At 60.3% G+C, this 11233-nt stretch carries 9 protein-coding genes, 3 tRNA genes and 1 riboswitch; of the genes, 2 read left to right on the forward strand and 10 right to left on the reverse strand.

What is annotated here, in order from left to right:
• Positions 1-2: 2 nt before the first annotated feature.
• The 7 genes from OPU96_RS06800 to ltaE all read right to left on the reverse strand — a co-directional run bounded on the left by OPU96_RS06800 (position 3) and on the right by ltaE (position 5961).
• Positions 3-76 (reverse strand) — tRNA-Arg (locus OPU96_RS06800).
• Positions 77-148: 72 nt separating this feature from the next.
• Positions 149-225 (reverse strand) — tRNA-Arg (locus OPU96_RS06805).
• A gap of 107 nt (positions 226-332) precedes the next feature.
• A tRNA-Ser gene (locus OPU96_RS06810) sits at positions 333-423 on the reverse strand.
• Between the two features lie 62 nt (positions 424-485).
• Entirely contained in the window at positions 486-674 is a 189-nt protein-coding gene (csrA, locus tag OPU96_RS06815) for a carbon storage regulator CsrA (protein ID WP_003175645.1), read from the reverse strand.
• A gap of 178 nt (positions 675-852) precedes the next feature.
• A complete protein-coding gene (locus OPU96_RS06820; protein ID WP_192300649.1) occupies positions 853-2094 on the reverse strand; it encodes an aspartate kinase in 1242 nt (413 codons plus the stop codon).
• Positions 2095-2191: 97 nt separating this feature from the next.
• Complete coding sequence (gene alaS / locus OPU96_RS06825; protein WP_226457543.1) at positions 2192-4810, reverse strand: alanine--tRNA ligase; 2619 nt, start codon at positions 4808-4810, stop codon at positions 2192-2194.
• A gap of 146 nt (positions 4811-4956) precedes the next feature.
• The gene (gene ltaE / locus OPU96_RS06830; RefSeq protein ID WP_305391401.1) at positions 4957-5961 is read right to left on the reverse strand and encodes a low-specificity L-threonine aldolase; all 1005 of its coding nucleotides are present in this window, start codon (positions 5959-5961) and stop codon (positions 4957-4959) included.
• 189 nt (positions 5962-6150) lie between these two features.
• A riboswitch (FMN riboswitch) is annotated at positions 6151-6320 on the forward strand.
• Positions 6321-6408: 88 nt separating this feature from the next.
• Between ltaE and OPU96_RS06835 the strand changes: the two genes are divergently transcribed.
• Together OPU96_RS06835 and OPU96_RS06840 are read left to right on the forward strand one after the other, a co-directional pair.
• Positions 6409-6915 (forward strand): 6,7-dimethyl-8-ribityllumazine synthase, encoded by a 507-nt coding sequence (locus OPU96_RS06835; protein WP_056861672.1) that lies wholly within the window; start codon positions 6409-6411, stop codon positions 6913-6915.
• 146 nt (positions 6916-7061) lie between these two features.
• A complete protein-coding gene (locus OPU96_RS06840) occupies positions 7062-8540 on the forward strand; it encodes a M91 family zinc metallopeptidase (protein ID WP_498558899.1) in 1479 nt (492 codons plus the stop codon).
• Here the strand turns inward: OPU96_RS06840 and astE are convergent.
• Genes astE through astB form a run of 3 tightly spaced genes read right to left on the reverse strand, consistent with a single transcriptional unit; the run spans position 8537 to position 11228 of the window.
• On the reverse strand, positions 8537-9541 hold the full coding sequence (astE, locus tag OPU96_RS06845; protein WP_226457540.1) for a succinylglutamate desuccinylase: 1005 nt from the start codon (positions 9539-9541) through the stop codon (positions 8537-8539). The genes OPU96_RS06840 and astE overlap by 4 nt on opposite strands.
• A gap of 11 nt (positions 9542-9552) precedes the next feature.
• Positions 9553-9843, reverse strand: coding sequence for a hypothetical protein (locus tag OPU96_RS06850; RefSeq protein ID WP_003214319.1), 291 nt, complete (start codon positions 9841-9843; stop codon positions 9553-9555).
• A gap of 38 nt (positions 9844-9881) precedes the next feature.
• Positions 9882-11228, reverse strand: a complete 1347-nt coding sequence (gene astB / locus OPU96_RS06855) for an N-succinylarginine dihydrolase (RefSeq protein ID WP_498558900.1) — start codon at positions 11226-11228, stop codon at positions 9882-9884.
• Positions 11229-11233 lie beyond the last annotated feature (5 nt).

An 11233-nucleotide genomic window follows, 5' to 3' on the forward strand; every position in this document is an offset into this window, starting at 1 on the left:
GGTGCACTCGACAGGATTCGAACCTGTGACCGCTCGGTTCGTAGCCGAGTACTCTATCCAGCTGAGCTACGAGTGCAGATTGTGTTTTTAGACCAGATCACAACTGGTTGGAGCCAAGCCACCTGCATTACTGCAACTGACTCTTAAATGGTGCACTCGACAGGATTCGAACCTGTGACCGCTCGGTTCGTAGCCGAGTACTCTATCCAGCTGAGCTACGAGTGCATTTGTTGCCGCGCATTATAGGCCGTTCAATCTCTATGTAAAGCTATTTTTTCGTTTAATTTCAACAACTTACGAAAAAACCAGATTGCAACGTACTAAGCAAATAATGGCGGAGAACGGGGGATTCGAACCCCCGACACCCTTTTGAGGTGTACTCCCTTAGCAGGGGAGCGCCTTCGGCCACTCGGCCAGCTCTCCGCAACACGGGGCGTATATTAACCACGTTCATCCCCGTTTGCAAACATAAAAAACGATAAAAATTAAAGGCTTGGTTCTTCGTCCTTCTCTTTCTTGATCCGCAGGTAGATTTCCTCACGGTGGACCGCTACCTCTTTCGGAGCGTTAACCCCAATACGCACTTGATTGCCTTTGACGCCGAGCACAGTCACGGTGATTTCGCCATCACCAATAATCAGGCTTTCTGCGCAACGACGAGTCAGAATCAGCATACCTTTCTCCTCACGCATTTCAGTTCAGGAACAACAGTCTGCAAAAAAAAGGCGTTCGACCTACAACCCAAAGGTCATGGCCCTACCCGCCTAAGTATTGTCGAGCCCACGCAAAAGAACATGCGCCCTACAAAAAAAGCAAAGGCGCGGTAAACCGCGCCTTCCTGGCATTACCGCATCACTCGCCCTGTCGGGCCGGAGCGTCGAGCTCGAACGCGGTATGCAGCGCGCGGACAGCCAGTTCCAGGTACTTCTCTTCGATCACCACCGAGACCTTGATCTCCGACGTGGAGATCATCTGGATGTTGATGCTTTCCTTGGCCAGGGCGCCAAACATGCGGCTGGCAACGCCGGCATGGGAACGCATACCCACGCCCACGATCGACACCTTGGCAATCTTGGTGTCACCCACCACTTCACGCGCGCCAATCTCGCTGGCAGTGTTTTCCAGGATCTTGAACGCCGCATCGTACTCGTTGCGGTGCACGGTGAAGGTGAAATCGGTGGTGTTATCGTGCGAAACGTTCTGCACGATCATGTCGACTTCTACATTCGCATTGCTGATCGGGCCGAGAATCTTGAAGGCCACACCCGGGGTGTCTGGCACGCCACGGATGGTCAGCTTGGCTTCATCACGGTTGAAAGCGATACCGGAAATGATCGGCTGTTCCATGGATTCCTCTTCATCAATAGTAATGAGGGTGCCCGGACCCTCTTTGAAGCTGTGCAATACGCGCAGCGGAACGTTGTACTTGCCGGCGAATTCCACCGCACGGATCTGCAACACCTTGGAACCGAGGCTGGCCATTTCCAGCATCTCTTCAAAGGTGATCTTGTCCAGGCGCTGGGCCACGGACACCACACGCGGGTCAGTGGTATAGACGCCATCCACATCGGTGTAGATCTGGCACTCGTCAGCCTTGAGAGCCGCTGCCAGCGCCACGCCGGTGGTGTCCGAACCGCCACGCCCGAGGGTGGTGATGTTGCCGTGCTCGTCCACACCCTGGAAGCCAGCTACAACTACCACACGCCCTGCTTTCAGATCAGCACGAATTTTCTGATCGTCAATCTGCAGGATGCGCGCCTTGGTGTGTGCGCTATCGGTGAGGATGCGCACCTGGCTGCCAGTGTAGGACACCGCCGGCACACCGCGCTTGTTCAGCGCCATGGCCAGCAACGCGATGGTCACCTGCTCGCCGGTAGACACGATCACATCCAGCTCACGCGGCAGCGGCGCTTGATCACCGCTGATAGCCTTGGCCAGGTCGATCAGGCGATTGGTCTCGCCGCTCATGGCCGACAGCACCACCACCAGGTCGTCGCCGGCATCGCGGAATTTCTTAACCTTGTCGGCCACCTGCTCGATTCGTTCGACGGAGCCGACCGAGGTGCCTCCAAATTTCTGTACGATCAAAGCCATTTCTAAGCCGCCTCAGCCCGTAAAGGGGCGCCCAATAAACAAATCTTCCAGCACCGGAGCGAGCCCATGACTAGACCATGGGCTCAATCATGGCGCCTTAAATACCCGCCTCGACAAACGGCACGGTCAGGGCCAGGGCCGCGTCCAGGGCACCGGCGTCTACACCACCGCCTTGCGCCATGTCCGGACGACCACCCCCCTTCCCGCCCACTGCCGCAGCGGCTTGTTTCATCAAATCACCGGCCTTGAGTTGGCCAGTCAGGTCCTTGGTTACACCGGCAACCAGAACGACCTTATCCTCATGGACACCGCCGAGCAGGATCACTGCGCGGCCGAGCTTGTTCTTCAACTGATCGACCAAGGCCAACAGCGCCTTGCCGTCCTGACCGTCCAGGCGCGCGGCCAGGACTTTCACGTCCTTGACGTCCACCGCAGAAGCCGACAGATCGTCGCCCGCCGCACTGGCTGCCTTGGCCTGCAACTGCTCCAGCTGTTTCTCCAGGGCGCGGTTGCGCTCCAGCACGGCGGACAGCTTGTCGATCAGGTTGTCGCGGCTGCCCTTGACCAGGCTGGCCGCTTCCTTGAGTTGTTCTTCGGCCGCATTGAGGTAGGCCAGAGCCGCAGCACCCGTCACTGCCTCGATACGCCGTACACCGGACGCCACGCCACCTTCGCTGATGATTTTCAGCAGGGCGATGTCGCCGGTGCGGTTGGCGTGGATACCGCCACACAGTTCCACCGAGAAATCACCGCCCATGCTCAGTACGCGCACGCTGTCGCCGTACTTCTCGCCGAACAGCGCCATGGCGCCCTTGGCCTTGGCGGTCTCGATATCGGTTTCTTCGGTTTGCACCGGGGTGTTCTTGCGGATCTCGGCGTTGACGATGTCTTCCAGGGCCTTGATCTGCTCCGGCTTGATCGCTTCGAAGTGGCTGAAGTCGAAACGCAGGCGCTGGCTATCGACCAACGAACCCTTCTGCTGAACGTGATCGCCCAGCACCTGACGCAGTGCAGCGTGCAACAAGTGAGTGGCCGAGTGGTTCAGCGCCGTGGCGTGGCGCACGTTGGCGTCGACCTGAGTGTCAACCGGCGCACCAACGGTCAGGTTGCCCAACACCAACTTGCCGTGATGCAGGAACGCACCGCCAGTCTTGGTGGTGTCGCGCACTTCAAACCGACCGGACGTCGAACTGAGGAAACCACAGTCACCAACCTGGCCACCGGACTCGGCGTAGAACGGCGTCTGGTCCAGGACGACTACCGCCTCCTCGCCTTCGTTCAACACGTCGACCGACTTGCCGTCTTTATAAATAGCGACGATCTTGGCCGAGCCCACGGTAGCGCTATAGCCGGTGAACTCGGTCGGCACATCAACCTTGACCAAGGTGTTGTAGTCCAGGCCAAAGGAACTGGCGGAGCGTGCACGCACACGCTGGGCTTCCATCTCGCGCTCAAAACCGGCTTCGTCGATGGTCAGTTCACGCTCACGGGCGATGTCGGCAGTCAGGTCCATCGGGAAGCCGTAGGTGTCATACAGCTTGAACACCACGTCGCCCGGCACCACGGTGCCTTTGAGCCCGGCCAGATCCTGCTCGAGGATTTTCAGGCCGTGCTCGAGAGTCTTGGAGAACTGCTCTTCTTCAGCCTTGAGCACGCGCTCGATGTTGCCTTGCTGCTGCTTGAGCTCCGGGAAGGCATCGCCCATCTCGGCAACCAGTGCGGCGACGATCTTGTAGAAGAAGCTGCCAGTGGCGCCCAGCTTGTTACCGTGGCGGCAGGCGCGGCGGATGATGCGGCGCAGCACATATCCACGGCCTTCGTTCGACGGCAGCACGCCATCGGCGATCAGGAAGCCGCAGGAACGGATGTGATCGGACACCACCTTGAGCGAAGACTGGTTGTCATTGGCACAGCCAATGGCCGCCGCCGAGGCGCTCAGCAGGTTGGTGAACAGGTCGATTTCGTAGTTGGAATGCACGTGCTGCATCACCGCACTGATCCGCTCCAGGCCCATGCCGGTGTCGACCGACGGCGCTGGCAACGGATGCAACACGCCATCGGCGGTGCGGTTGAACTGCATGAACACGTTGTTCCAGATCTCGATGTAACGGTCGCCGTCTTCTTCCGGCGAGCCCGGCGGGCCACCCCAGATGTCGGCGCCGTGGTCGTAGAAGATCTCGGTGCAAGGGCCGCACGGGCCGGTATCGCCCATGGTCCAGAAGTTATCGGAAGCGTACGGCGCGCCTTTGTTGTCGCCGATACGGATCATGCGCTCTTCAGGCACGCCGATTTGCTGGGTCCAGATGTCATACGCTTCGTCGTCCGTCGCGTAGACGGTGACCCAGAGTTTTTCCTTCGGCAGCTTCAGCACGCCGGTCAGGAAGGTCCAGGCGAAGGTGATCGCATCTTTCTTGAAATAGTCGCCAAAGCTGAAGTTGCCCAGCATTTCGAAGAACGTGTGGTGACGCGCGGTGTAACCGACGTTTTCCAGGTCACTGTTCTTGCCGCCGGCGCGTACGCACTTCTGGCTGCTGGTGGCGCGGGTGTAGGCGCGCTTTTCCTGGCCCAGGAAGCAGTCCTTGAACTGGTTCATCCCCGCGTTGGTGAACAGCAGGGTTGGGTCATTGCCTGGGATCAAGGAGCTGGAGGCTACACGGGTGTGGCCTTGCTCTTCGAAGAAGCGAAGGAAGGCTTCACGGATTTCTGCGCTTTTCATTAGGTTCTTCCACGGAGGCTGCGGCCAAAGGCCAGTGCGCAACATCATCAGACGGAGCGACGGCAAAGGGCCGCATTATATCGGCCCTTTGCCGGTGGTACAGCGTGTTTATACGATTGAAAGGTTCAATTGGACGGTCTGCAGGCTCATTTGCGCGAAAATTCGACGAATGTCGCCAGCACCTGCTCGATCTGCGCGCGGCTCACATCCAAATGGGTGACCATGCGCAGGCGCGGTGCGGCGCTCAACTTGATCCCGCGCTCGGCCGCGAACGCCTTCAGTGCCTGGGCCTGGTCGCCGACCTGCACGTAGACCATGTTGGTCTGCACCGGCTCCACTTCATAGCCAGCCTTGCGCAACTCGTCCCCCAGCCATTGGGCGTTGGCGTGGTCGTCGGCCAGGCGCTGTACCTGATGATCCAATGCATACAGCCCCGCCGCCGCCAGTGAGCCGGCCTGGCGCATGCCGCCGCCAACCATCTTGCGCAGGCGTCGCGCCTTGGCGATCAACGCCTTCGAACCGCAGAGCACCGAGCCAATCGGCGCGCCGAGGCCTTTGGACAGGCACACCGAAACCGAATCGAAATGCTGGGCGATTTCCCGCGCATCCACCCCCAGCTTGACCGCTGCGTTATAGATCCGCGCACCGTCCAGGTGCAGCGCCAGGCCATGTTCACGGGTGAACGCCCGCGCCTTGGCCAGGTACGCCAGCGGCAAAACCTTGCCCTGCATGGTGTTTTCCAGCGCCAGCAGGCGAGTGCGGGCGAAGTGGAAGTCGTCCGGCTTGATCGCCGCCAGCACCTCGTGCAAATCCAGCGAACCGTCCGCCTGCACTTCCAGCGGTTGCGGCTGGATCGAACCGAGCACCGCCGCGCCACCGCCTTCGTATTTGTAGGTGTGGGCTTGCTGGCCGACGATGTACTCCTCGCCGCGCTCACAATGGGCCATCAACGCCAGCAGGTTGCTCATGGTGCCGGTGGGCACGAACAACGCCGCTTCAAAGCCCAGGCGCTTGGCCATTTCGGCTTCCAGATGGTTGACGCTGGGGTCTTCGCCGTACACGTCATCGCCGCTGGCGGCAGTGGCCATCGCGTCTCGCATGCCGGGGGTGGGTTGGGTCACGGTGTCGCTGCGCAGGTCGATCACAGACATGAAACGGGCCTCTAAGGGTTGGGTAAGTCCTTTTGAAGGTCATTACTGCGGGCAACGCCACAGAATATCAAGCCCCAGGCCTATTCAATCGAATACCAACCAAACAAACCGATATAGCCTATCGATACGACAGCCGTGCAGTTTTTGAAAAACCATGATAAAAACTCTCCGCCGCCAGGGTTCTGGCGGCAACGTTCTCAGGGCGGGGTGCAATTCCCCACCGGCGGTAATTACACGCAATGTGTATAGCCCGCGAGCGCTTGGCGCCTCGAACTGCTCACGCGGGACGGCGCCAAGGTCAGCAGACCCGGTGTGATCCCGGGGCCGACGGTCATAGTCCGGATGAAGAGAGAACGGGATTGGCACCTAAGGGCCGCTCGTCTTGCGTACCCTTAAATCCCATTCGATTCATAACGCCCTGTTTTTTTCTTAAACAGGAGTCAGAACATGCAACCCACCGCAATCGACAGCAAAAGCAAAAACCATCACGGCGAGCGCGTCGCGTTTATCCAGGCCTGCTGGCACAAGGATATTGTCGACCAATCGCGCAAAGGCTTCCTCGCCGAAATGATCGCCCAGGGCTACCAGGAATCGGACATCGATTTCTTCGAAGTCGGCGGCGCCTTTGAGATGCCCCTACACGCCAAACTGCTGGCCAAGACCGGCCGCTACGCCGGTATCGTCGCCGCCGCGCTGGTGGTGGACGGTGGCATCTACCGCCACGAGTTCGTGGCCCAGTCGGTGGTCAGCGGCCTGATGCAGGTGCAGCTGGAAACCGAAGTGCCGGTGTTCTCGGTGTCGCTGACGCCGCATCACTTCCACGCCGGCAGCGAGCACCACACGTTCTTCTACGAGCACTTCGTGCACAAGGGTCAGGAAGCTGCGCGTACCTGCGCCGATACTCTGCACAAAGTGCGCGCGATCCGTCGCAGCGAGCAGAAACTGGCGGTCTGAAACGTTTCCCAGCCGAATACAAGACGCCCCGGCAAGTGCACTTGCCGGGGCGTCTTGTATTCGGCCCTGTATATCTACCTCCTCGATACTGCGCACTCGCGGTTAAGTAAGGTCCACCCCTTACTCAACACCGGAGAAAACGCAGCATGCTTCCAGACCGAAATACCGATGGCGCCTATGTCATCGACGCAAACACACTGACCCAAAACCCTCGCCAAGAACCCACCAACGAACGCCCAGGCGGCCCCGGGTTCGTCGAGGTACATGAACTGATCGCAGATGAAAACGTGCGCATCGAGCGCAAACTGTTCAGGGATGAAGGCGTCGACCAGCTGTGTATCACCACCTTCGACAGGAATGACACGATCAACCTCTTCGCCGCCGCACCCGCTGTCGACGGCTTACTGACGCTGACCGCACAGGTCAACCAGCCACGCTACGAGATCACCCTCGACTCGCGCAGCCAAACCCTGGTCCTCGACACTCAGGGCGGCGACGACCGGATCCACATTGACGATAACGTGTCAGTGCCGGTGTTTGTCTTCAGCGGCGAAGGCAACGACCGCATCCTCAGTGCGGCAAGAACCGCCAGCCTGTATACCGGCCCCGGTGATGACTTCATCTGGGCCCTCAACGGGCGCTGCCATATCGAGGCCGGCCCAGGTGATGACGACGTGCACGGTTACCAGGACATCCATATGACGGTATACGGCGGGCCCGGCAACGACACCATCAGCGGCGGCACCGGTTCAACCTACATTGATGGCGGCGACGGCGATGACCACATCGTGGGCGGCCAGGGGCACAACATCCTCAATGGCGCCAGAGGCAACGACCGGATCGAGGCCGGGCCTGGCAGCAACGTCATCTACACCGGCGAAGGCCAGGATGATGTCACCCGGCTCAAAGCCAATGACATCACTTACTACAGCTGGAAAAGCAGCCTGACGATAGATCACTCCCTGTTGCTCCACCCCGAGCACCTCGACCAGTTCCCACCCGGCGAGCTGGCTGCCCATACTGTCCATATCGAACCCAAGGAGCTGGCTCATTGCGGCGTAGCCATACAAGGCAGCGCGCAATTCGTCGAGCGGGTCAACGACGACCTGCGGATGCTGCTCGGCTCACCCACCGGCCAACGGCTGATGGCCGAGCTCGAAGGCGCGGCACTGGCGAGCGGGCGTCCCGTCACGATCCATGAGTTTTACCCCAAGCCTAATGGCCAGTTCATTCCAGACCCCGCAAGCGCTGCGTTGCCATTCATCGAGAATGACCAGCCCGGGCGGCCGTCCTACGGTGGAAGGATCTGGTACAACACCACCGACGTGCAGCCCGGCACGCCCAGTATCATCAATCTGTTCCACGAGCTATGCCACGCCTACAACCACGTCACGGGCACCCTGTTGCATGGCACCAGCCTGGACGGTATTGACGGCACCAAGCCTCGATTTCCCGTGAACAACCCTGAGTTGCAAGCCGTTGGTCTGCCAACAGCCGCACAGCCGTTCGACTTTGATCGAGACCCAAGCACCCCACCCACCACGACCAACCCCCCAGCGTTTACCGAGAACGGGCTACGCATGGAACTTGGGCTCCCGCCGCGCAGGCAATACCTGAATGACTAAACCAGGTCTTGCGCGGTAGTCGGCACGATCAGGATCCCAGCGCGCAAGCCGTTTTTCACTTTCGGGTTGGGAAAGATGATGCGCGCGCCCTCCTCCTCGATCACCCAGCGGGTCTTGGCGACGTCTTCGGCGAGCAGGTAGCCCTTGTCCAACGGCGAGAAGTTTTCCACGTCCGCCGGCAAGTGCAGCAGGAATGCATCGCTGTGCTTGATGACTTCGCGCGACACGGCAAACAGTTGCAGGCCATCCAGGCTGTCGTCGGCAGGCTCGGTGCCTTCGATGATCTGCTTGAGGCGCGCCTCCAGGCGCGACACGTCCACCCCCTGGTTCTGCCCGAACGGCCGCGCCTTGCCCAACTCCAGGGTGAAGGCTTCGGCGTCGAGCTGCTCGTAGGTAAAGGCGGTGAAGGTGATCGAAGTCTTGTTCTGCAACAGCACAGCTTCCATGCCGGCGGCGCGCAGACGCGCCAGCTCTCGGCGCGAATGCTGGCGCCCGGCCTTCCACGGGTACAGCGCAAACTGCTCGATCTTCGAGCCACGAATCGCGGTATGCAGGTCGTAATGCAGGCGCGCACGGCCCGGCTGGCTGAAGAAGCTGCGGGCCAATTGCTCCAGCTCGGCGGCGCGCATGGCCTCCGGGCCGATGTTTTGTTCGTGCCGGCCGTTGAACAGCCGGTTGACGTCCAATTCCAGGTAACGCTCACCGCGGCGCATGGCCTCGGGGTTGCCGAACAGGAACAGAATACGGTTGCGGGGTTTGATCTCCCCACGGGCGATGCCATGCAACAGGCGGTCGAGCAGTTCGATCGGCGCAGTTTCGTTGCCATGGATCCCGGACGACAGCAGCAGGTCGCTGCCGTTGTCCTGGGCCTGCGGTGGGCGCACTTCAAGCGCGCCCTCGCTGAGCCAGCGCATCTGCACGCCGCCGACAGTCAGTTGAATTTTTTGCGCCGGTTCGCGACCGGCGAGGGTCAGTTCAAGCAGTTTGCCGAGGGCGAGCATAGAGCGCTTCCTTAGTGGTTGCAGCCTGGGCCGTGGACGTGATCGTCGTCATCACCTTCGACGTCGGCCGGTTCCATTTCCAGTTGCAGGCTCATCAGGTTGGTGGCCAATGGGCGCATCAGCAGGTTGGCGTATTCGGCGTCGCCTTCTTCCACGTCCACGCCGATCAGCAGTTGGCCGCGGCCGTCGTGCTGGATCCAGATTTCCTTGCCCTGCCACACCACGGCGACGCGGGTGCAGGAAGTTTCCAGCTGGGTGCCGTCGGTGTCTTCAAGAATCAGTTTGAGGGTGTCGGTGGTCATAAATAGTTCTCAGCCAAAGGTCGTAATAGAAGGTGGCGTTAATTGATCTGGAAAGGATAAACGCTGCCCAGTTTAAGGATTTGCGTCAGTTCATCCAGTGCCGTCCGGCATTCAAGCAGCAATTGCGGGTCAGCCAGGTCGGTTTCGCGCAGGCTGTCGCGGTAGTGCTTGCCGACCCATTGGGTCAGGGTGTCGTACAACGGCGCGGTCATGATAACCCCTGGGTTCACCGCTGCCAGCTCGGTTTCGTTCAACGCCACGCGCAAACGCAGGCACGCCGGGCCACCGCCGTTCTGCATGCTTTGCTTGAGGTCGAACACCTTCACTTCGCGGATCAGCCCGGCGGAGGCGGTCAGGCCTTGCAGGTAATTCCACACACGTTCGTTGACGCGGCATTCTTCCGGCACGATCAGCAGCATCGAGCCGTCAGGGCGAGTCAGCAGCTGGCTGTTGAACAGGTAGGAGCGCACCGCGTCCTCGACACTGACCAGGGCGCGCGGCACGCACACTGACTGGAAGTTGCCGCCCAGCTTGCCCAACTTGCCGTGCAATTCAGCGAGCATCTGTTCGGTATTGAGGAACGCGTCCTCGTGATAGAACAGCACTTCGCCGTTGCCCACCGCGATCACGTCGTTGTGGAACACACCGGCATCGATCACCGCCGGGTTCTGCTGGGCGTAGACCACGCCTGCATCCTTCAGACCGTGCAGGCGCGCAACGGCCTGGGACGCTTCCAGTGTCTGGCGCGCCGGATACTTCTGCGGCGCCGGAAAACGGCTGTCAAACGCACTGCGACCGAACACAAAGAACTCGACGCCGGCCTCGCCATATTCACGGCAGAAACGCGTGTGGTTGGCGGCGCCTTCGTCGCCGAACTGCGCTACCGCCGGCAACGCGGCGTGGTGGGCGAAGTGCTTCTGATCGGCAAACATCGCCCCCAGCACGCGGCTGGTGGTCGGGTGCTCGATGCTGCGGTGGTATTTGCAGTTGAGGTTGGCGGCGGTGAAATGCACGCGGCCATCAGCCGTGTCGGCGCTCGGGCTGACCGTGGCGGCGTTGGCCACCCACATGCTCGATGCCGAGCAGCTTGCCACCAACAGAGGCATCGCATCCTTGGCGGCTTGCTGGATGACCTGTGCGTCGCTGCCGCTGAAGCCTAAGTTGCGCAAAGCTGCCACATCAGGACGCTCCTGGGGCGCCAGCACGCCTTGCACAAAGCCCATGTCCATCAGGGCCTTCATTTTCTGCAAGCCCTGCAACGCCGCTTCCTTGGGGTTGGAATGCTGTTGGCTGTTGCTCTGGGACGCGACGTTGCCGAAGGACAAACCGCCGTAGTTATGGGTCGGCCCCACTAGACCGTCAAAATTGACTTCATAGGATTTCATCGGCG

It is taken from the genome of Pseudomonas sp. RP-B7, from assembly GCF_059803535.1.